The sequence below is a fragment of the Peribacillus asahii genome, from assembly GCF_003570725.1.
Lineage (GTDB): Bacteria > Bacillota > Bacilli > Bacillales > DSM-1321 > Peribacillus > Peribacillus asahii.
The window spans coordinates 1-23,012 of sequence record NZ_QWVS01000063.1; the positions used below are offsets into that span (position 1 = coordinate 1).

Annotated in this window: 19 protein-coding genes and 1 riboswitch; of the genes, 6 read left to right on the plus strand and 13 right to left on the minus strand. The window is 37.5% G+C overall.

Annotation, left to right across the window (positions count from 1 at the left end):
• Nucleotides 1–74: 74 nt before the first annotated feature.
• The 10 genes from odhB to D1953_RS20100 form a co-directional block, all read right to left on the minus strand.
• Nucleotides 75–1,337: a 2-oxoglutarate dehydrogenase complex dihydrolipoyllysine-residue succinyltransferase gene (odhB, locus tag D1953_RS20055; protein ID WP_119118924.1), complete on the minus strand. Its 1,263-nt coding sequence runs from the start codon at nucleotides 1,335–1,337 to the stop codon at nucleotides 75–77.
• Nucleotide 1,338: 1 nt separating this feature from the next.
• A complete protein-coding gene (locus tag D1953_RS20060; RefSeq protein WP_119118925.1) occupies nucleotides 1,339–4,191 on the minus strand; it encodes a 2-oxoglutarate dehydrogenase E1 component in 2,853 nt (950 codons plus the stop codon).
• A 350-nt stretch (nucleotides 4,192–4,541) separates the two neighbouring features.
• A complete protein-coding gene (locus D1953_RS20065; RefSeq protein ID WP_119118926.1) occupies nucleotides 4,542–5,309 on the minus strand; it encodes a dioxygenase family protein in 768 nt (255 codons plus the stop codon).
• 63 nt (nucleotides 5,310–5,372) lie between these two features.
• A complete protein-coding gene (locus D1953_RS20070; protein WP_119118927.1) occupies nucleotides 5,373–6,137 on the minus strand; it encodes a polysaccharide deacetylase family protein in 765 nt (254 codons plus the stop codon).
• Nucleotides 6,138–6,371: 234 nt separating this feature from the next.
• Nucleotides 6,372–9,821, minus strand: coding sequence for a methionine synthase (metH, locus tag D1953_RS20075; protein ID WP_119118928.1), 3,450 nt, complete (start codon nucleotides 9,819–9,821; stop codon nucleotides 6,372–6,374).
• Nucleotides 9,814–11,661 carry a bifunctional homocysteine S-methyltransferase/methylenetetrahydrofolate reductase gene (locus D1953_RS20080; RefSeq protein ID WP_119118929.1) on the minus strand — a complete coding sequence of 616 codons (1,848 nt, stop codon included), beginning with the start codon at nucleotides 11,659–11,661 and terminating at the stop codon, nucleotides 9,814–9,816. The genes metH and D1953_RS20080 overlap by 8 nt, the downstream gene beginning before the upstream one ends.
• 110 nt (nucleotides 11,662–11,771) lie before the next feature.
• A riboswitch (SAM riboswitch) is annotated at nucleotides 11,772–11,874 on the minus strand.
• A 351-nt stretch (nucleotides 11,875–12,225) separates the two neighbouring features.
• The gene (gene dapF, locus D1953_RS20085; RefSeq protein WP_119118930.1) at nucleotides 12,226–13,209 is read right to left on the minus strand and encodes a diaminopimelate epimerase; all 984 of its coding nucleotides are present in this window, start codon (nucleotides 13,207–13,209) and stop codon (nucleotides 12,226–12,228) included.
• A gap of 270 nt (nucleotides 13,210–13,479) precedes the next feature.
• Nucleotides 13,480–14,058: a beta-class carbonic anhydrase gene (locus D1953_RS20090; protein ID WP_119118931.1), complete on the minus strand. Its 579-nt coding sequence runs from the start codon at nucleotides 14,056–14,058 to the stop codon at nucleotides 13,480–13,482.
• 92 nt (nucleotides 14,059–14,150) lie between these two features.
• Complete coding sequence (locus D1953_RS20095) at nucleotides 14,151–14,951, minus strand: hypothetical protein (protein ID WP_119118932.1); 801 nt, start codon at nucleotides 14,949–14,951, stop codon at nucleotides 14,151–14,153.
• 154 nt (nucleotides 14,952–15,105) lie between these two features.
• Nucleotides 15,106–15,423: a DUF4870 domain-containing protein gene (locus D1953_RS20100; protein WP_182480696.1), complete on the minus strand. Its 318-nt coding sequence runs from the start codon at nucleotides 15,421–15,423 to the stop codon at nucleotides 15,106–15,108.
• Nucleotides 15,424–15,632: 209 nt separating this feature from the next.
• On the opposite strand from D1953_RS20100, the gene D1953_RS20105 reads away from it, so the two are divergent.
• The 4 genes from D1953_RS20105 (at nucleotide 15,633) to D1953_RS20120 (ending at nucleotide 18,475) form a co-directional block, all read left to right on the plus strand.
• Nucleotides 15,633–16,415, plus strand: coding sequence for an undecaprenyl-diphosphate phosphatase (locus D1953_RS20105; protein ID WP_119118933.1), 783 nt, complete (start codon nucleotides 15,633–15,635; stop codon nucleotides 16,413–16,415).
• A 291-nt stretch (nucleotides 16,416–16,706) separates the two neighbouring features.
• Entirely contained in the window at nucleotides 16,707–17,261 is a 555-nt protein-coding gene (locus D1953_RS20110) for a GNAT family N-acetyltransferase (RefSeq protein ID WP_119118934.1), read from the plus strand.
• A 160-nt stretch (nucleotides 17,262–17,421) separates the two neighbouring features.
• Entirely contained in the window at nucleotides 17,422–17,817 is a 396-nt protein-coding gene (locus D1953_RS20115; protein WP_119118935.1) for a CidA/LrgA family protein, read from the plus strand.
• Nucleotides 17,792–18,475 carry an LrgB family protein gene (locus D1953_RS20120; protein WP_119118936.1) on the plus strand — a complete coding sequence of 228 codons (684 nt, stop codon included), beginning with the start codon at nucleotides 17,792–17,794 and terminating at the stop codon, nucleotides 18,473–18,475. Before D1953_RS20115 ends, D1953_RS20120 begins: the two co-directional genes overlap by 26 nt.
• Before the next feature lie 99 nt (nucleotides 18,476–18,574).
• Here the strand turns inward: D1953_RS20120 and D1953_RS20125 are convergent, their stop codons facing one another.
• Complete coding sequence (locus D1953_RS20125) at nucleotides 18,575–18,715, minus strand: YflJ family protein (RefSeq protein ID WP_119118937.1); 141 nt, start codon at nucleotides 18,713–18,715, stop codon at nucleotides 18,575–18,577.
• 56 nt (nucleotides 18,716–18,771) lie between these two features.
• A complete protein-coding gene (locus D1953_RS20130; RefSeq protein WP_119118958.1) occupies nucleotides 18,772–19,845 on the minus strand; it encodes an undecaprenyldiphospho-muramoylpentapeptide beta-N-acetylglucosaminyltransferase in 1,074 nt (357 codons plus the stop codon).
• 153 nt (nucleotides 19,846–19,998) lie between these two features.
• Here D1953_RS20130 and D1953_RS20135 point away from each other — a divergent pair, with 153 nt between their 5' ends.
• On the plus strand, nucleotides 19,999–21,357 hold the full coding sequence (locus D1953_RS20135) for an MATE family efflux transporter (RefSeq protein WP_119118938.1): 1,359 nt from the start codon (nucleotides 19,999–20,001) through the stop codon (nucleotides 21,355–21,357).
• Nucleotides 21,358–21,513: 156 nt separating this feature from the next.
• Nucleotides 21,514–21,978 (plus strand): Hsp20/alpha crystallin family protein, encoded by a 465-nt coding sequence (locus D1953_RS20140; protein WP_119118939.1) that lies wholly within the window; start codon nucleotides 21,514–21,516, stop codon nucleotides 21,976–21,978.
• A 55-nt stretch (nucleotides 21,979–22,033) separates the two neighbouring features.
• Here D1953_RS20140 and D1953_RS20145 read toward each other — a convergent pair whose 3' ends face one another.
• Nucleotides 22,034–22,849 (minus strand): CAP domain-containing protein, encoded by an 816-nt coding sequence (locus D1953_RS20145; protein WP_119118940.1) that lies wholly within the window; start codon nucleotides 22,847–22,849, stop codon nucleotides 22,034–22,036.
• Nucleotides 22,850–23,012 lie beyond the last annotated feature (163 nt).

Here is a 23,012-nt window from a genome sequence, read left to right on the forward strand (position 1 = left end):
AATGGCTGTCGGGACTTTCCCGACAGCCTGAAAACCCCTCTGTCATTGACAGAGGGGTTTTTCAAATTATTTACTCACCCTTGAAGAAGAAGTTGTTCTGGATCTTCAAGCATATTTTTAACGGCTACAAGGAAGCCAACAGCTTCTTTACCGTCAACAATACGGTGGTCATAAGATAATGCAAGATACATCATTGGTCTGTTTTCGATTTTATCTCCAACAGCGATTGGGCGTGTTTTGATTGTATGCATACCAAGGATACCAACTTGAGGTGCATTTAAGATTGGTGTTGATAATAGAGAACCAAATGTTCCGCCATTTGTGATTGTAAATGTACCGCCAGATAGATCAGAAAGACCTAATTTGTTGTTGCGTGCTTTAACAGCTAAGTCAGCGATATCTTTTTCGATTTCAGCAAAGCTTTTACGGTCTGCATCGCGAACAACTGGTACAACAAGACCTTCATCTGTAGATACGGCTACACCGATATCGTAGAAGTTCTTTTTCAAGATGTGGTCGCCTTGAATTTCAGCATTCAATAATGGGTACTGTTTCAATGCACCGATTACTGCTTTTGTGAAGAATGACATGAAACCAAGTTTAACATCATGATTTTTCACAAACGCATCTTTATGGCGGTTACGTAATTCCATAACTGCACTTAAGTCTACTTCATTGAAAGTAGTTAACATCGCTGCTTCAGCTTGTACTTGTACTAAGCGTTTCGCAATTGTTTGACGACGACGAGTCATTTTAATAACTTCTACGCGATCGTCATTTACTTCTGGAGCTGCAGCTTTTTTAGCTGGTGCTGGTGTTGCCGCAGGCGCTGCTTGAACTGGTGCATTATTAGATGCTTCTACATCTTGAACACGTACGCGTCCTAGTGGATCAACAGTTTGTACAGCGTTTAAATCAATTCCTTTTTCACGAGCTAATTTTCTAGCTGCTGGAGAAGCAATTACACCTTGTCCTGGTACTGCCTCTTCTTTTGGTGCACCTTGAGCTTGAGCTGGTGCTGCTGGTGCTGCCGCAGGCGCTGCTGGCGCTTCAGCAACTGGTGCTGCTTCTTGAGCAGGCGCTGCTGGTGCTGCCGCTGCACCACTTTCATCAACTGTTGCAACTGCTTGGCCAACTAGAACTGTATCGCCTTCTTCAGCTAACTGCTCTGTAAGTGTACCAGAGTAATCTGAAATAATTTCAACGTTTACTTTATCCGTTTCAAGTTCAAGGATATAATCTCCTTTTTCTACACGATCACCAGGTTGTTTTAACCATTGTGCAATCGAACCTTCTGTAATGGATTCTGCTAATTCAGGTACTTTTACTTCAGCCATCTTATTTTTCCCCCTCTAGATTACGCGTAAGTGCTTGAGCGATAATACGATTTTGTTCTTGTTTGTGAACAAGTGCATCTCCCTCGGATGGACTAGATCTGCGTTTTCTTCCGATATAAGATACAGTAAGACCTTTCGGTGCTGCTGCGTTAAGTCTAGGTTCAACAAACGTCCATGCACCCATATTTTTAGGCTCTTCTTGAACCCATACGATTTCTTTAAGTTTAGAATATTTTTTCAGTGCTTCTTGAATGCCTTCGAATGGGAATGGATAAATTTCCTCTAGGCTAATAATTTGTAACCAGTCTGTGTCCTCTTGAGTAGCTGCTTTATCACGTAGCTCAACAGCTAATTTACCAGTAGCAAATACGATACGCTCTACTGATTTTGGATTTTGACCTAATGTTTTTGTTTCAATGAATGTTTGGAATTCATCATAGCTAAATTCTGCTGGTGCAGAAGCCATCACTTGGTTACGTAACATACTCTTAGGAGACATGATAACAAGTGGACGTACTTCTTCTTTTTCCAAAATCTTAGCTTGTCTTCTAAGAATATGGAAGTATTGCGCTGCAGAGCTTAAGTTTGCTACTGTCCAGTTATTTTCAGCAGCTAATTGTAAGAAACGTTCTAGACGAGCACTTGAATGCTCTGGACCTTGTCCTTCATACCCGTGTGGTAATAGCATAACAAGACCTGATTTTTGACCCCATTTTGCACGACCTGCTGCGATAAATTGATCAAAAATAACTTGAGCAGTATTCGCGAAATCACCGAATTGACCTTCCCATAATACTAATGTTTCCGGTGCAAATACATTGTAACCATATTCAAAAGCAAGAACTGCTGTTTCAGTAAGCGGACTGTTATGAACCGCAAATGATGCATTAGCAGACTCGATTGCATGAAGTGGTGAATATGTCTGACCAGTAACGCTATCATGAAGAACAATATTACGTTGTGCGAACGTACCACGCTCTGAATCTTGTCCAGTTAAACGAATTGGCGTGCCGTCTTTTAAGATAGATGCAAACGCTAATGTTTCAGCATGTGCCCAGTCAATTTTTCCATTCTCACCAAATGAGTCTAGACGACGTTGTAGAATTTTGCCTAATTTTTTATTAGGTGTAAATCCTTCTGGCCATTTAACAAGCTGTTCATTAATTTCTACAAGCTCTTCTGTTGAAACAGCAGTTGAAATTTTAGGTAGACCATTAGCAATTGTTGCTGGTGGATCTAATTCAAATTCTTCTTCTGGTTTGTTTCCAGATACTTTGTTGTATGCTTCTAAAAGCTTAGCATCTGCTTGTTCTGCTAATGCTTTTGCTTCTTGTTCTGTAATTTCTCCCGCTTCGATCAATTGTTTTGCATAAAGTTCTTTTTGTGTTGGATGTTTATGAACTAATGCATATGTTTGCGGTTGAGTTACTAATGGCTCATCCATTTCGTTATGACCGAAACGACGGTAACCAATTAGGTCGATTAAGAAATCTTTTTTGTATTTTTCACGATATAGGACAGCAAGATGCACAGCAGCTAAGCAAGCTTCTGGATCGTCTGCATTTACATGTACAACCGGCACTTCAAATCCTTTAGCCATGTCGCTTGCATATCTTGTAGAGCGTGAATCTTCACTTTCAGTTGTAAAACCGATTCGGTTGTTGGCGATAATATGAATCGTTCCACCAACTTGATATCCTTTTAGTCCGCTTAAGTTTAATGTTTCCGGTACGATACCTTCCCCTGGGAATGCTGCATCCCCATGAATTAACACAGCAAGAGACTTCGAAACATCTTGTTGTGGGTATCCTTTTTGCGTACGGTCCTCTTGAGCTGCACGAGAGTATCCTTCTACAACCGGTCCAACAACTTCCAAGTGACTTGGGTTGTTTGCAAGTGTAACTCTTACTTTTTTCGTACTTTCTTTTGTAACTTGACGATCTAAACCTAAATGGTATTTCACGTCTCCTGTCCAACCAAATGTTACACCAATTGATCCTTCTGAAGGAACTAAATCTTTATTAGGTGAATGTTGAAACTCAGAGAAAATCATTTCATAAGGTTTACCTAGTATATGAGCAAGTACATTTAAACGACCACGGTGAGCCATCGCAATATTTACATTCGATGTACCATGTTGTACTGTTTCAGAAATCATTTCATCTAACATTGGAACTAATGGGTCTACCCCTTCGATAGAGAAACGTTTTTGACCAACAAATGTACGATGAAGGAATTTTTCAAAGCCTTCTACTTCACTCAAACGTTTAAGTAATGCTGCCTTTTTCTCTTTTGTCAAAGTTGGGAACATTTGACGTGATTCAACCATTTCGTTCAACCATTCATGTTCTTCTACATCGCTGACATGATGGAATTCAAAAGCGATTGTTTGCGTATACAATTGTTTCAAATATTCAATGGCTTCATATCCATCTTTCACGCTTGCAGGCGCTTGTGGACAGATTAAATCAGCCGGAATTTTTCTTAAGTCGGCTTCTGTTAAACCAAATTTTTCAAACTCAATTTGTTCTGTATTCAGAGGCGTATCTTTTAACGGGTAAATATTCGCTGCAAGGTGTCCATATGTACGAATATTCTCCGCTAATTTGACAGCTGACATAATTTTCTTCATTGGAAGAACTTCTCCAGCTGATTGTACTGTTGAATTTGTAAGTGCAGCTCCTACTGTAGCGTCAAGTGAAGGAGGACCTGCGATTTCGAAAAAGTTTTTCAGTTCAGGATCCACTTCTTCTGGGTTTGTTTGGAATAAGTCATATTGTCCTATCACATACCCAAGGTTTGGACCTGAAAAAGCTTTCCATGAGTCGTATGCCTTAGCATCCTTGATGGTCATCTCGTAAACCCCCAAATTTCTCTCATAATTTTTTACTATCGTTTTATCCATCCCCAAATTTCTATTTCGTATGACAGTATAAATAAGTTAAGATTCAAAAGTAATTGTCATAAAACTGTAAAAATTATTAAGGATAAAACGTTTTCAGATGTTATATTAACATGTTTTTGTCGAAATATCCAAAGGTTAAAACGAACAAAAAACAACTCCCAAAACCTATAAATCTGCTTAATTCGTCATATTTCGCCTTTAACAAACTTTTTTTCTTATTTACGTTATTTTTTCACTTAAAAAGATTTTTCTTTTTTTATATTTAACTCTTAAAATAGCTACTTTTTCTAATCATTTTACTAGAATTCGAAAGCCGATAAACTAACATTCCCAAATTGAAAACTTCGATGTAACAACGTAGGATTTCTTTGTTTATCTCCGGTTCCCATTGCAATGATTAGCGGAATCAATTCACTAATATTCGGCACTGCATCGAAAGCAAAAGGGGCCTCCTCTTGAAACTGAAACAGCGCTTTTAAATTCCAATTCATAACGTGCTCCTCTATCCATTCAACAAATCGAATAGCCCAGCCTTCGACAACATTCATCTCGTACTGAATATGATCCAGATTATATACAATTCCACCACTTGCAATAATTAATATATTTTCCTCTTTTAATGCAGCAAGAGACTTACCAATTTCGTATTGTTTTGCTAAAGATAAGGTTGGGTTAATCGATAGCGAAACAACCGGTATATCAGCCTCTGGATACATAATATGTAGCGGCACCCAACTTCCATAATCTAGCGTTCTATTCTCATCAAATTCTCCAAATATATCTACGCGAGATAATAGAGTAAGAACTTGATCAGAGAGCTCTATATTACCAGATGCCGGATAGGTGATTTGTGTCACCTTATCCGGATGGCCAATAAAATCACAACTAATATCATGTTTTTTGACAGCAGAAACAGCCTGATCGCATCTATTCCAATGACTAGAAATGATAACAATAGCATCTGGCCTTTCATGTTGAGCGACATATTCTTTTAAAAATTCCGTATATCGATTGTCCTCGATTGTTAGCCATGGTGTCCCATGGGATAAAAATAGTGAAGGTCTCATACTAACAAACTGTTCCTTTCTAAAAGGTCATTCAATTATTGCTGTTAATCAAAGCGTTTCCATTTAATTAAAATGTATTTGGGGCGTCGTTTCATCAATTATATCAAATATATACCCCTCTTCCTTTAATCCTTCAATAATTGTCGGAAGAGCTTTTACAGTATTTTTCATACTATTGATGTCATGTAGTAAAATAATAGCCTGCTTATGATGCTTCGCATTACTCAGTACATTTTGGGTAATGGTTTGTTGACTCGTTAACGGACTTATTCCATCTTTTGAATCCACATTCCAATCTACATACACATACCCAGTATCTTTTAACTCCTGCAATATCCCTTTTATAATAGGTCTCGTAGCTGTTTGATACATGAGTTGATTACCGGATCCCCCTGGAAGGCGGACAAAATGGGTTTTAACTCCATATTTGGCGCTTAGTAATAATTCTAATCTTTTTAAGTCTTGAAAGAAATCTTTTTTTGAACGATAAATGACATTATAATCATGAGAATAAGAATGCAACGCAATGGAATGACCTCTTGCAACGATTTCTCGATAACATTTCTCCGCATAGGCTTCTTTATTTGCCATCACAAAAAAAGTAGCTTTTATTTGATATCGATCTAAAATATCCAGTATCTTTATTGTATTTGTCGAAGGTCCATCATCGAACGTCAAATAAGCCTTCTTCAATGAACGTTCGGACTTTATAAGTGGATCTAACTCCTCCGGAATGGTCTGCCCTGATCCAGATCCTATATTAAAAGCCATACATACAACTAGACAACTAATCAAAATTAACAACGTACGAATAGATGTTTTTATCATAAGAAACAGTCCTTTCCTTTGAATAAGACTCTCTTATAAGAGTGTTGTTAATTTTCGAATCATTTCACCTGGCAGCTTTACTGAAAGGTAAAATAAAACAAAAAATCACGTTATCAACAACATTGTTTAACAAAGCCTTAAACTAAACGACACAACCTTCTTACATAAAATACACCATTCATTATTTTTCATACATAATAAGACAGCGGTTTTTATGCCGCTGCCTAATAAAAATTATTTCTCTACATTGAAATAGCGTGCTTCTGGATGGGCAAAAACAATAGCTGATACAGAAGCCTCTGGCTCCATCATACAACCTTCCGTTAACTGAACACCAATATCTTCTGGTTTTAATAGTCGGAATAATTTTTCTTGATCTTCCAAATTAGGACATGCAGGATAACCGAATGAGAAACGCTGTCCAATATACTTAGCAGCAAACCGCTCTCTCATTGTCATATCGATTGAATCACTAATGCCCCATGCATCCCTCATCACCTGATGTACTCTTTCAGCAAAGCCTTCTGCTGTTTCAAGAGCAAGTGCCTGAATCGCATGACTTTTTAAGAAATCGCCTTCTTCCTTCCATTTTTCCGCCCATTTTCTAATGCCACGGCCTGCTGTCGCGACAAAGAAACCAACATAATCCATTTCTCCTGAAGATACAGGCTTCAAAAAGTCAGCTAAACATAAATTAGGGCTGCTTGCTTGTCTTGGAAAGTCGAACTCTTCCAATACCTCTTCATGATTATCTGGATTATAAACTAATACTTTATCTCCATCACTTTGAGCAGGAAAGAATTGAAAAACACTATTTAATCCGTAGTCTTCATCTTTTTTAATAAACTCAATTAACTCGTCAACTAAATCATTCAGCCCAATCGCCTTTTCATTTCCTTGTTTAATCATTTCGGCTACTTTACCTTTTAACCCGAGATGATGTCCAATTAACATTTGACGGTTAATATATGGTTGAACGACATCGTACGCATAATCTTTAAGAACATGTCGTTTAAGATCTTGCGGCACTTTAACCGGTGCAGCAGAAATCGCTGGAGCAACAGCTTTTTTCCGTTCCGGCTTTTCCATCGTCGCTACAATCGCTGCATTAGCAATCGCTTTATTTCGTCTCTCATTGTTTTCTTCTAAAAATACTTCCTTTTGCGCTGGGTCATGCAACACATTGGCAACAGCTAGTCCATCCATTGCATCTTTTGAATATAGAACTGGTCCATCATACTCTGGAGAGATTTTAAAATCAGTAAACTTACGTGATAAAGCTGCTCCACCTACTAAAATCGGTGTGTCAATACCCGCTTGTTTTAAATCTTGCGCCGTTAATACCATTTGTTGGGCTGATTTTACTAACAAGCCAGATAAACCAATAATCGTTGGCTCATGTTTACGGACCTCTTCAATAATTTGCTGGGAAGTTACTTTAATTCCTAAATCAATCACTTCAAATCCGTTATTTGATAGGATAATGTCTACCAAGTTTTTCCCAATGTCATGTACGTCCCCTTTAACAGTAGCTATTAACATTTTCCCTTTTTTCGCGCTGTCTTCTGAATTCTCCATTAATGGCTCAAGATGAGAAACTGCTGCCTTCATCGCTTCAGCACTTTGAAGAACTTCAGCCACAATTAACTGATTATCGTTAAATAAACGACCTACCTCAGCCATTCCTTTCATTAGTTGACCATTAATAATATCCAATGGTGCATCGCCACGAGCAAGCGCCTTGTCTAAATCCTCAATTAGTCCTTCTTTTGTTCCTTCAATAATATAATTCGCCAAACGCTCATCTAATGGAAGCTTGGCCATATTGTCTTTTTTCACAACTTTTTTATCTCGATAAAACTCAGTAAAGGTCGCTAATGTTTCTTGCGAAGTCTCGAATAGAAGCGCTTCTGCTAACTTCACTTCCTCTTCTGGAATCAAAGCAAAACGCTCTAATTTCTCTGTATTGACAATCGCATAATCAAGACCTGCTTTTGTACAATGGTACATAAATACTGCATTTAAAATTTCACGGCCACGCGGTGGTAAACCGAACGAAACATTCGATACTCCTAAAATCGTTAAGCAATCCGGAAACGTTTCTTTAATCGCTTGAATACCTTTTACCGTTTCTAGCGCTGATCCAATATACTGTTCATCCCCTGTCCCAACTGGAAAAACAAGTGGATCAAAAATTAAATCACGTGGATTTAACCCATATTTATTCACAAGCAAGTCTACAGACCGCTTAGCGATTTCCAGCTTACGTTCTGCATCAACAGCCATACCTTCTTCATCAATTGTTCCAACAACGACAGCCGCTCCATATTTATGAATAAGGGGAACAATTTTCTCGAATCGCTCTTCGCCATCTTCTAAGTTAATCGAATTGATAATGGCTTTACCTTGAGAGTGCTTTAACGCTTGCTCTAAAACAAGTTCATCTGTTGTATCAATTACGAGCGGCACTTTTACTTTTTTAACCACTTCTTCAACAAATGCTTTCATATTACCTAATTCATCATCATCCGGGTCTGCCAAACAAACATCAATAACGTGAGCCCCAGTTTTTACTTGCGCACGGGCGATTTCAGCCGCTTGTTCAAACTTCTTATCGCGTATTAATTCTTTAAATTTACGTGAGCCAATGACATTCGTACGTTCTCCGACAAATAACGGACGCATTGAATCATCGTAAATCAACGGTTCAATCCCAGAAACAGCATGATTATGCGGCTCTTCTGGAAGTTGTCTTGGCTGAACATCTTGAAGCACTTTTGATAACTCTTCAATATGTGCTGGTGTCGTTCCACAACAACCACCGATAATATTGACCCAGCCTTTTTCTGCAAACTGCTTCATTTTCTCAGCAAGAGAAGTTGGAGATTCATGATAATGTCCTTCTTCATCCGGAAGCCCTGCATTCGGATAACAGCTAACCGCACTATTTGATAAATCTGCTAATGTCCGAATATGATCGATCATAAATTCCGGACCTGTCGCACAGTTTAAACCGACGGAAATTGGTTTCATATGCTCGCAAGAAAGATAGAACGCTTCAATGGATTGACCAGCTAATGTCGTTCCCATTGGCTCAATTGTTCCCGAAATCATAATCGGGAGTTCCTTACCACTCTTCTCAAAGGCTCCTTTAATGCCTAAAAAAGCAGCTTTTACATTTAGCATATCTTGACAGGTTTCAACGAGAAGTAAATCGACGCCTCCATCAATTAATCCAAGGGCTTGCTCTTCATAACACTCTTTTAATGTATCAAAAGTCGTTCCACCCGTAACCGATAGTGTTTTCGTTGTTGGTCCCATTGAACCAGCCACATATCTCGGCCAAGCCTCTGTTGAATATGCTTCACACGCTTTTACAGCGATTTCTGCTGATTCTTTATTTAACTGGTAAGCAAGTGTACCTAGATTGTATTCATCTAAAACAATACTCGTACCCCCGAATGTATTCGTTTCAACAATATCAGCACCTGCAGCAAAATACGCTTCATGAATTTTTTGAATCACATCAGGACGAGTCAGCGTTAAATATTCATTACAGCCTTCATATTGTTCTCCGCCAAAATCTTCAGCTGTTAAATTTTCAGCTTGTAGCATCGTACCCATTGCGCCATCCAGTAATAGAATTTTTGATTGTAATTGTTCGTTAATTGATTTTTTACTCATATGCTGCCACCTCAGATGTTTTTGTTTGATCAAGCGTTCTAATATAGCGCGTTAACTCTGCCGTCATTTCATAACGAAGGAATGGGGTGATTAAATAGATGCCTTTAAATTTATCCATTGCCGCATCCACAAGTTCTCGTGCAATTGCCACACCTTCTTTTTGCGCCTGAATTGGGTCATTACCTGCTGCTGCCATTGCCCGGCGAACATGATCTGGCAACTTAATTCCTGGTACTTCATTATGAATAAATTCGGCATTACGAGTACTAGTTAACGGCATAATACCGACAAAAATAGGTGTCTCTAAATGCTTCGTTGCTTCGTATACTTCTTCAATCTGTGAAGTGGAATAAATCGGCTGTGTTAAAAATGAATGAGCGCCGCATTCAATCTTCTTTTCCATTCGTTGAACTGCTCTATCTAAATATTTCACATTTGGATTAAACGCCGCAGCAATTTTAAAATTCGTCTTTTGGCCAAGACTTTGTCCAGAATACGAAAGTCCTTCATTAAACTGCTTAACCAAACTAATTAAATCAAAAGAAGATAAATCATACACAGATGTTGCACCTGGGAAATCACCAATTTTCGAAGGGTCTCCTGTAATAACTAATACTTCATTTAATCCTAACGTTTGTAGGCCCATTAAATGCGATTGCAGTCCAATTAAGTTTCGATCACGACATGTAATATGCACAAGCGGATTTAAATCAAGCTGTGATTTTATTAACATACCCAGCGCTGCATTAGAAATCCTAGGGGAAGCGAGCGAATTATCCGCTAGCGTAATCGTATCAACTCCAGCTTCTTTCAAAGCTTTAGACCCTTTCATAAACTCTTCGATTCCCAGTTTCTTAGGTGGATCTAGTTCTACTAAAATCGTTCTTTCTGTTTTCGCTTTTTCATATAAAGCAGGGGTGCGATCCTGTTCCCGAACTTCAATTGTTTCCACTTTCGTTGCTGGCATTTTCTTCTCAACGATTGGAGCTAAATCACCAACAGCTGCTTTCATTGCTGTAATATGCTGTGGTGTCGTACCGCAGCATCCTCCAATAATGGATGCTCCTTGGTCACGTAATTGAAGCGCACTTGAGCCAAAGTATTCCGGAGCCGCATCATACACCAATCGGCCGTCTACATACTCTGGTAAACTTGCATTAGGGTACGCTGCAAGCGCAGCATTGCTCGGAAGTTGAACAGATTCTAAAGCGCGAATCATATGATGCGGACCTAAACGACAATTAAGCCCCACTACATCTGAACCTAATTGTTCTAAGCGCTTAAATGCTTCATTTAACTGAACACCGTTTTGTAAATTCCCAAGTTCATGCAACGTCACATTTGTAATAATTGGAATATCTGTTTCTTGTCTTGCAATTTTCAACACTGTTTCCAATTCTTCTAAATCATAGTATGTTTCGAATAATAATCCATCCGGACTTTCAAGCAGTAAACTATATAGCTGTTCACGGAAACTACGTTTAATTTCTTCTAAACTTAAATCAGATTTTCGAATACTTCTAGAAGCACCAATTGTTCCAAATACAAACGCTTTCCCTTGCGCAACCTTTTTAGCAATCGCAATTCCTTGACGATTGATTTGACTCACTTGATCTTCTAATCCATAGCGCTTTAACTTATGAAAATTCGCCCCATACGTATTCGATTGTAAAATATCAGCACCTGCATCCAAATAAGTACGATGAATCGCTTCAATTTGATCAGGCTCTGTACAGTTTAATTCTTCATAACAATTGTCGATGCCACGGGAATACAATAGTGTCCCCATTGCTCCTTCCCCAATTAAAATTCTTTGCTTTAGCTCTTTACGAAACTCCATATGTGCACCCTTTCCCAAAAACAATTCAGTTTCCGCTTTATTTCGATGGTGTAAGAAAAAGAAAAAACCTTCTATCTAATAAAAGAAGAAGGTTTTCATAAGAAACATTCTCCTCATCTATCAAGCGCCCGCTTGCTGGATTTAGCACCTTAGCTTGCACAGCTGGTTGCTGAGGATTCATCGGGCCAGTCCCTCCACCTCTCTCGATAAGATTGATTTATATGAACTTTTCTAAACATTTCAAATTAAATTACAATATAATTATTCTTAATTTACATGAAACAAATAGGAAATTCAATACTTTCGGGTTAATTTTTGAATTTTTCAAACGAAATTATAAACAATTCATTCTAAATCACGAACAATCTATAACAGTATTCCTTTTTTTGTAAGCGTTTCATTTTTTCACCTTCAAAATACTTCTTCCTATTGTATCAAATATTTAGAAAAAAATATTTACGCCAAATTTTTCATACGCTATGTCAAATAATACGATTAATCAACAATGTCATATAACAGAATCAATAAACAAAGAGCGCCCCCTTTAGAGACACTCTTTTCATTTTATAAAACTTCTTTTAAATAACTTTGTACGTCTGCTTTAAGCTTTGCATATAACATAATTTCTTGATCAAAGCTTTCTTTTGTCAGCACATTAAATTTCTCTGGACAATTTAAATCCACTTCAATCGTTGCTTTGTATTCATTGGTTGCATTCCCAATCAAGTCAATGGAATATTGATTATCACGTTTATGAACAACGCATTTCACTTTACCACCGTTATTGAATACGGAAATATCACTTTCAAGCTCATTTAAACCATTTAAGCATGTTACTAAACTTGAAGCTGACATCGCTGTTCCACATGCGTTTGTAAAGCCAACACCGCGTTCGAATGTACGGACATAAATATGTCCTGCTTCTAATTGTTTTACAAAGCTTACATTTACTCCATCTGGGAAAAGCTCATTCGGTCCATTTACTTTTGTTGCTAATACTTCCTGAACATCAGAATGAATCATTTCGCTATCTACAATCGTAACTAAATGTGGGTTTGGTACAGCTAAAGCCGAAAAAAGAAGCGTATCATGCAATTCTGGCAATCTTTCGTTTTGTAATTCGCTTTGTTCAATTACAAGCGGCAAATCCTTAACATCGAAGCTTACCGGTGAGATTTCCACTTTAAACGTCGGGATCCCTTCATATACATCAGCTACCTTTTCAACCTCTAAATCCACTTTCATCGTTTCAATAACTAAGTTCTCTTTACCAAGCGTATCAATTGCATAGCGAGCTACACAGCGCAGCCCATTTCCACACATAGATGCTTCCGATCCATCTGCATTAAACACGCGCATTCTTGCATCAGCACGCTCGCTTTTTAATACGAATAAAATACCGTCCGCTCCTAATTCGCTTTCACGATTACATAATGCTAGTGCTAATTGGCGGCGTTCTTCCTCTGTAAAAGAAAGATCTGTCGTCAATTCATCAATAATGAAAAAATCATTACCTGAGCCGTGGCTTTTTAATAAGTCAATAATCATCTTGTCTCATCCTATTCTGTTGAATACTTAAAAACACTACATTTAATCCTATCATAGCATTTTCAGTTGAATTGTGTCAGTAGGAATCTTTTTTACAAAGGGCTTTGTTACATACTATTGTTAACAACGCAATTACACCAACAATCGACAGTATCCTACAACAAAACCTCACAACTAACTATGGTGTGATATGACAGCTTCCTCCAAAACTAAAAAACGTGCGAAACTAAAGCTTCGCACGCAATAAGCCTTATAATATCCCTCAAGCGCTTACTTAACGTTTTCTAATTCTTTATATCCATCAACAACCACTTCTAATTTTCCAGTATCCGGCGCAATAATCAAACCGTGAACAGGAATTGTTTTTGGAATAAGTGGATGATTTTTAATACAATTCACACTATGTTTTACACTTTCATACACATCATCAAAACCGCGAAGCCAATTTTTGATATCAATTCCTGAATTTTCGATTGTTGAAATCGTACCTTCTGGAACACCGCGATTAACCATTTTCTTAATCATTTCATCTGTATTGACCGCTGACATCCCACAATCATGATGTGGAATTACGTAAATTTCATCCGCTTTCAATTCATAAACAGCAACAAGGATACTACGCATAACACTTCCAAATGGATGGGAAACGATTGCTCCTGCTGTTTTTAAAATTTTTATATCACCATTACGGACATTCATAGACTTTGGAAGTAGCTCGACAAGACGAGTATCCATACAACTAACAACTACCATTTTTTTATCAGGGTATTTAGTTGTTTGATACTTTGTGTACTCCCCTTCATTAACAAACTTTTCATTATATTCAAGAATTTCATTTAACAAGCTCATTTGTTGTCATCTCCTGATTAGCTATGTATTTCACTTGTACAGTATATCAAATATTCGCAAAATTGACTACACTTCTGTTTTAAATCAGATATTCAATGATCACGGTGATGTAATACAGCGGCTAAAAAGCCTAAAATAATGACTCTCTCCTGTTCATTAATGATCGAAGAAAAAGTAATAATCGGTGTATTTAATTCAAATCGCTTAGCCCACTCTACCGGCATCCAGCCCTCTTGAAAGGAGGCAACATTTTTCTTATCTATTGTTTTAAGCTGTAAAGAGTAAAGACTTGCCTTTGATTCTACTGCAATCCATTCACGCTGATTTCCTTTATAGATAATCCCTTTAATTTTAATTAGTGAATCCTTCCAGTTTTCTCGGTAACCCCCAATTATTTCATCATCGGCATTATAAATCGTCATCGAATTCGTTAACCCTGCTCGAGTATGATATTTTGCCCTAACTTGTCCATCGCTATCCAATAAGATAAATCGCTTGGGCAACAGCAGTGAAACGACGTTCGGAATCAACCACATAAACCAGCGCGTATTTTGATCACGAACTTCTCCAAGAAGCAAACCTTTCGAATCAAATAGCAGCATACGTAATGTTGGTGCAGGCATAAAAACGACTAATACATGGTCTATGCTTAATAACTGACCACTTATTTGCATCGGCTTATCCCCTAATTTTTCTACCCTTTTGTCATAGATTCGAAAATAAAAGAAGTGAAGCACACTAAAAATGATGATCGGAATAACAAAGATTAATAAATCCCCTTCAAATAATTGTAAAAGGTGACAAACAAAAAAAATAATCGCTAATAATAGAGAAATCCAAGCAACGCAAAAGCATGCTTTAGCTGTTTTCTGGTAATACTCTCGAATATTCATAATTAGCTCCTTGACTAAAGATTCATACTCTCTCTATATTGTTATTTCGCTATCCATTCCTTAATTCCCTTTAACAAAAATCAATAGTATCTTATAACAAAGCCTAACAAAAAAAGAATCTAGACAAACATAAGCTAGATTCCTTTTTCATGGCTTATAAAATTCGAAAAATAAGTGGAATTCGATACTCGACTCCTTCATAGGCACGTATCGCCGCAAGGATTGTAAACACAAACGCTGCAACCCCTAAAATAGGCAGAATCAATACGCCAATTCCAACAAAAACAAGAAGTGAGGCAATTATTCCATAAATCGTGTAGGAGATAAGAAAATTAAAATACTCTCGACCATGATAATCAATATATGGTGAATCTTTTTTCACTAACCAAATAATGAGCGGTCCAAGAAGCGGAAAAAATAAACTAATAACATAAATAAGAACAGCAAATACTTTTTCATCTTGCGTAACTATTTGTCATTCCTCCTCCCTCATTCCATACTATATCTATTTATACGCATAAACATAGAAACGGTTTCATTTTTCATCATTTTATAGAGAATTTTTTAATATATGCACTAGAAATTCCAAATATATCGCTTAATGCTGCACATCTTTGGACATAGACTCGCATACAGATAATTAGTGTTTGTCCTTACTACTCTTACCTGAGGTGAATTCAATTGTTAAATGAATTTCAAGCATTCATTCTCGGCATCATTCAAGGGTTGACTGAATTTTTACCGATTTCTAGCACAGGACATTTATATTTAGGGCGTCACCTATTTCATTTAGATGAAGCAGGTATTTTCTTAGATACGATGCTTCACATTGGTACATTGCTTGCTCTACTCGTTGTCTATAAGCAAGAAATCATTTCCATCGTCAAAAAGCCATTTTCAAAAATGACTGCGTTACTCATTGCTGGAACGATTCCTGCAGTATTTGCTGGCGTCTTACTTGGAGATTGGTTTGATTCACTTTCGAAGTCAGGTGTGACCATCGGCTGGGAGTTTCTTGCTACTGGTCTCATTCTATGGTTCGCGGATGCAAGAAAAGGGGGTGCGAAAACATTAGAGCAAATTTCCGTAAAAGATGCGTTCATAATCGGTACGTTTCAGGCAGCTGCCATCATGCCTGCCCTCTCTCGATCAGGCTTAACAATTGCAGCTGGATTGTTGTGTAAACTCGACCGTTCCACCGCTGCTTATTTCTCCTTTTTACTATCGATTCCAGCAATCGCTGGCGGGATTGTGTTTCAAATGAAGCCCATTTTTACTGGAGAAGTAGAGCAACTTTCGTTTATGGCTCTTTTTATCGGTACGTTAACTTCAGCAATCTTTGGCTATATAGCGGTTGTTTGGATGATTGATTTCTTAAAAAAACAATCATTAAAGTGGTTTGCCGTATATGTTTGGATTCTCGGAATCCTCATTTTATCCCTCCAATTCACCGGAAAATTTTAAATAAAAACGCATGATTGAGGCAATCGTTTGCATAAAATAAAAATAACAAAATTTAGTCGAAAAAACAGGTAAAATTACTATATCCAAATGCGTTTATTTTTAGTATTATAACAAGGTAGAGCATATTATATTTCTGACAATAAAAATAGGGAAGGCAAATGGTGCGCCACCGGTTTCACGGTTCTAGTGGGTTCGATTCCCACCCCGAAATTTTTTGATGAATTACTTAAAAAATTTCGAGGGTGGGCGGCAGCTACGCTATAGAACTGCCCTCAAAACGGAGGGATGGAAATGTTAAAGAAAAGAGATTTTGTTGATTGTTCTTCTCTTTATGATTTAATGTCGCATCCAGATGTCTTCCCTTTCGTACGCCAAAAAGTAGATTCTTACGAAGAATACGTTTTTGTTACAAAGCAAACGATTGAAGCTGAAGAAGCTGGTGAACTAATTTCAAGAACAATTTTAGATGAATGGGATAATCCGATTGGCTGCATCTCCCTATATGATGTGGAAAATGGTGCAGGATTTCTCGGTACATGGTTAGGTAAACCATTCCATGGAAAAGGCTATAATACCCTTGCAAAAGAAGCTTTCTTTAAAGAAATCTTTTTTGAACTTGGTATAGAGACCGTATTTATGCGCATTCGCAAAAAAAATATTCGCTCTTTAAAGGCAGCTGAAAAACTCCCTTATGCGATAAAAGTAAATGAAACAAGAAAAGCATTATATGAACAAATTAACCAAAATGAAGATATATTCGATCTTTTCGAAATTCCAAAAGATTTATACACGCTGCATATCCTTCGACAAAATGATGACAATGATCAACAGCTTATGGAGGCATAGCGCACTTAAATCCCTTTACATTTGTGTAAAGGGATTTATTTATTGACAGAAAAATTAATCTTTTCTGATTATTACTCTGTTCATCGTAATGATATTTTCGTATAATAAACACATTACTTGAACATTTTCCCAAAAAAAATCGAAAGGATTTGTTTCAATTATGATGAAAAAAGGATTTCTTTTTATCATTCAACTGATAGTGCTTATTACCATTTGTAAAATTGGTTACGTATGCACAGATTTCTCCCATTTACCTATTCCTGGAAACGTTATTGGGATACTCTTATTATTTATCCTGCTTCAAACAAATGTCATAAAGCTGGAATGGGTGGATTTTACAGCTAGCTTCTTTGTCAAGCATCTCGCTTTTTTCTTTATCCCGATTGCCGTTAGCTTAATGACATTAGGTGCCTTATTTTTCCACTATGGATGGGCTTTAGCACTTGTTCTGGGCATCAGTCTAATCGTTGGTTTTATCGTGTCTGCATTAACCGTACAAAAACTTGCACAGAAAGGAGAAGTCAAACAGCATGGAAACGTTCATCACCATTTATAGCATCAGCATCACCATTATTGCGTACATATTAGCACGGAAAATATATATGAAATATCCATCACCTTTTACAACACCTGTTTTTTTATGTACGGTTGCTGTCATATCAACCTTACTTATCAGCAACTTACATTTCGAAGACTACGTAGTAGCGAAAGACATCATCACATATTTTCTTGGACCCGCAACAGTCGCTTTAGCTGTACCGCTTTATAAAAATCGTGCCATTATCGCAAAATATGCCATTCCAGCGATTAGCGGTACTATTCTTGGCTTAGCCTTCACTTTATGTATCGCGATTATCATCGCTAAACTATTCTCCTTCAGTTTAAACATGGTTCAAGCACTCGCTGTAAAATCGGTTACGGTCCCGATTGCCGTTGAGATTATGTCGTTATATGAAGGGGACGAAAATTTAGCGGCCGCCTTTGTACTTATAACAGGCATTCTTGGTACAATGATTGCTCCTTGGCTTATGGATAAGCTCCATATCACAATGCCTTTTGCTCGTGGGATTGCATATGGAACAATTGCCCACGGTTTCGGTACCGCTCACGCCGCTCAGGAAAGTGAGTTTACTGGGGCAGTAGCCGGAGCAGCGATGGCGATAGCTGGTATTATAATCGCTTTCTGTTTCCCTCTGTTTTATCCTTTTTTATAAAATGAAACTTGCATCAATAGGAGACTGCCCGCTAAATGCGGGATAGATAGTGCCTATACAAACAGGTTCGAACCTCAATGGCTCGAACCTGTTATTTCGTTATTTTTGCAACTCTTTATACAAATTCCGTAACACATGCGTCTTATACAGCTCTAGCTTTCGACGCTCTACCGGGTGATGCTTAATCCCCATCTTTTTTAATTCCGCAATAAACCAACCTTTTGAATATTGATAAGCCATTTCTATTCCTCCTCTAGCATTTAGAACAACATATGCTAGAGAAACTAGATACATGCTTATTTTTTCATTAAATCTAGTAATAATTGATACATTTCAGGTCCTGTTTTAAATGGACGCTTCTGCTCCATCTTCGCGCGATACGTCGAAGACTCCTTCAATAAATGATCAAGCGTTGACTCAAATTGTTCAAAACTCAAATTTTCCTCTTGAATAACCTTACAAAATCCTTGTTTTTCAAAGCTCGCTGCATTTAAAATTTGATCGCCGCGAGAAGCATTTGCACTTAGCGGAATCAGCAGCATTGGCTTTTGTAAACCAAGAAACTCAAAAATCGAATTAGATCCTGCACGTGAAACAACGACATCTGCTGCTGCTAATAAGTCGAATAGCTCCTCGTGCACATATTCAAACGGAGCATATCCTGGCTGCTTCAATGACTCTTCGACATTTCCTTTACCGCAAATGTGAATGATTTGATAATGACGAAGCAGTTCTTCAAGATTCTTTGTAATCAAATGATTAATACGAACAGCGCCTAAACTCCCGCCCATAATGAGCAAAACTGGCTTTTTACTAGTAAAACCACAAAAGCGCTTTCCTTTTTCCCCATTTCCCGCAAAAATACCATCGCGTAATACAGCGCCGATATATAATGCTTTTTCTTTCGGCAAATGGGCATTGGACTCTTCAAACGTTGTAAAGATTTTTGAAGCAAATGGCATCGCGATTTTATTTGCTAAACCTGGTGTGTAATCAGATTCATGAATAAAAATCGGAATTTTAAGCATTCTAGCTGCAAGCACAACTGGAACAGACACAAATCCCCCTTTAGAGAAAATAAAGTCTGGTCGTGTTTTCTTTAAAATTCGACGTGCATCAAAGATTCCTTTAATTACACGAAATGGGTCTTTTAAATTTTCAATCGATACATATCTGCGCAGTTTTCCAACAGATACCGTTTCATAACGAATATTAGGGAATTCTTTTTCAATAATCGTTTTTTCAATCCCTTTTTCAGAGCCAATATACGTAATATCCCAATCATTTTTAATAAACTCAGGAATAATTGCTGTATTTACAGATACATGTCCAGCCGAACCTCCGCCGGTAAACACGATTTTTTTTGTCAATGTTTTCACCTTCCAACCAAAAGAACTTACCTTCCATAATACCACACCTGAACCATTCACCAACTAAAAAGAAAAATCAAATTCTTTTCATTTCCATGACAGACGTATGATATAATCTTTCCATTGTGGAAAAATTGAACTAGAGGTACATCAATGAATCAAACATTTAATAGAACATCAAAAGTTCGCCAATTATTTCACCTATTAATCCCAATTCTCATCACTCAGCTTGGATTATATGCAATGACTTTTTTTGACATTATGATGTCTGGACAATATCATACCGTAGATGTTGCAGGTGTCTCTATTGGAAGTTCTTTATGGACACCGGTTTATATGGGTTTAGGGGGCGTGATCCTTGCGTTGACCCCTGTTGTTTCACAATTGGTCGGCTCTAAACGAACAAACTCTGTTCCCTTTTCTGTTATACAAGCCCTTTATTTATCTGTGGCTATTGCATTATCGGTTTTAACTGTCGGTACATTTACAGTTAATCCCATTTTAAATATGATGGATTTAGAGGCAAATGTTCATCAAATTGCTCATGACTATCTTGTGGCACTTTCATTTGGAATCATTCCCTTGTTTATTTATGATACATTGCGTGCTTTCATTGATGCACTTGGAAAAACAAGAGTATCGATGCTTATTACACTCGGAGCCTTACCAATTAATATTTTATTAAATTATATGCTTATTTACGGGAAATTGGGACTTCCGGAATTAGGAGGTGTTGGTTCTGGATACGCAACTGCGGTTACGTATTGGATTATAGCTATTGTGGCCATTATCGTCGTCATACGCATTCATCCATTTGCCGTCTATAACGTATTTCAAAAGTTTTACCGCATTTCATGGAAAGAATGGAGCTCATTCTTAAAGATTGGAATTCCGATTGGTCTCGCTGTGTTTTTTGAAACAAGCATTTTTTCTGCTGTAACCTTACTGATGAGTGAGTATGATACCGTAACCATTGCCTCTCATCAAATCGCTATAAATTTTGCGTCACTGTTATACATGATACCATTAAGTATTTCCATGGCTTTAACGATTGTTATTGGCTTTGAAGTAGGCGCAAAACGCTTGAAAGATGCTCGTGAATATAGTCTTATCGGAATTACGATGGCTTTATCCATGGCTTTACTTTGTGCAACCGTGCTGTTCTTTTTCCGAGAAGCGGTTGCTTCTATTTATACACAAGATCAAACCGTTATAACGCTTACGACTCACTTCTTACTATATGCAATGTTCTTCCAAATATCAGATGCTCTTCAAGCTCCAATTCAAGGGATTTTACGAGGATACAAAGATGTCACCATGACCTTCTTCATGTCACTTCTCTCTTATTGGATACTTGGATTACCAATTGGTTACACACTCGCTAACTTTTTCGATATGGGACCTGATGGTTACTGGATTGGATTAATTGTGGGATTAGCGATCGGGGCAATTGGCCTCGCTACAAGACTAAGGTTCATTCAACGAACAAACGTCCTTCAAAAAACTTCCTAAAAACCCCCCTTCTTCAAGCAATAAATCAGAATCATTGCTTAAAGAAGGAGGGTTTTTTACCATATTCAAATCTATAAACGATGAACCCTCCGCCCATCTTGTGCATAACATATTTTGCATAAGTAACTATTTTATTGAAGAAAAGAGGAATTCAATATGTTTCCCTTCAACAGTCTTTTCTCATCTTCCAAAAATCAAAACAGCTTCTTAAAAAACTTGCAACAAAACGATGTTCAATCCTTTATCGAGAAGGTTTTCACAGAAGTGATGCCCAACAATATACAAGACGTGATGAATCAAGGAGCTGTTAAAGCAAAAGAGAGCGGAGCCCGCACAACAGACAATCCACTCCAAGCAAATGTACTGGAAACCCATTCATTTATCTATATTCGAATTCCAGTTCAAGATGAAAGCTGGCTTAAACAAATGAAAATTTACCATACTTCCAACCAATCGATGATTCATGATGTCCCAAACGAAGGAGATAAGCATAACATCCCCTTACCGGCTCTTGTTCGAAAAAAAGGAACATCTGTTCAATATAAAGACAATATATTAGAAATCCGATTTCAAAAGCATTCCGATTTGAACTACTCGGAAATAGATATCTCAGAACTATAATAACCCCCAAACTATCAAGAAGTTTGGGGGTCTCTATTCTTATAATCTAGCAATCTTATTTTCCAATAAACATTTGTGTCCAGTAGTTACCTGAAGCTACATAACCTACTCCAATATGAGTAAAGCTTGAATTCATAATATTTTCACGGTGTCCTTGGCTATTCATCCAAGCTTGTACAACTTGCTCAGGTGTTGTTTGACCTTGGGCAATGTTTTCACCCGCTGATTTATAGCTAATACCAAATGATTTCATCATATCAAATGGTGAACCATACGTTGGGCTATTATGATCAAAGTAGTTTTTATCTTTCATATCTTGAGATTTAGCACGAGCAACTTTACTTAACTCTGTATCTAATGTAAGTGGTGCTAATCCTTGTTTTGCACGTTCAGCATTTGTTAATTCTACTACTTTCTTTTCAAAAGCACTTACTGATGTGTTTGTTTCAGTTGCTGGTGTTTTGTTTGTGTCAGCAGTAGCGTTATTGTTTGTTGTTGGCTGTTGAGTTGTTGGTTTTTGTGTTTGTTGTTGTGCTGGCTGCTGAGTTGCTGGTTTTTGTGTTTGTTGTTGTGCTGGCTGCTGAGTTGTTGGCTGTTGTGTTTGTTGTTGTGCTGGCTGCTGAGTTGTTGGTTTTTGTACTTGTTGTTGCACCGGCACTTGAACTACTTTTCCTTGAACTTGTAAATTAATACCGTACTTAGCGAAATATTGTTGAATGAACTTTTGTGCATCTTCTTGTGTTGCAATTTTATATGTCACTTGTTTCGTAGTTTGATAGTTTACTGGTGCTGCTTCTGCTTGATTGAACCCAGCTCCTGAGAACATGACTGCCGCTGCGGCTACTGTTGATAAAATTAATTTCTTTTTCATTTGTATTTCCTCCTAGACAATCTGTTATTTGCTTCTGGAATCATCATATCATGGCTTTTTTGTAACAATACAACCAGCCATTTCCAAAAAAATTAACAGATTAAAAGAAAAGAGAATTACATGATTTCCCTTCTGCTCTTAAACGACGCAACCCCTTGGTAAC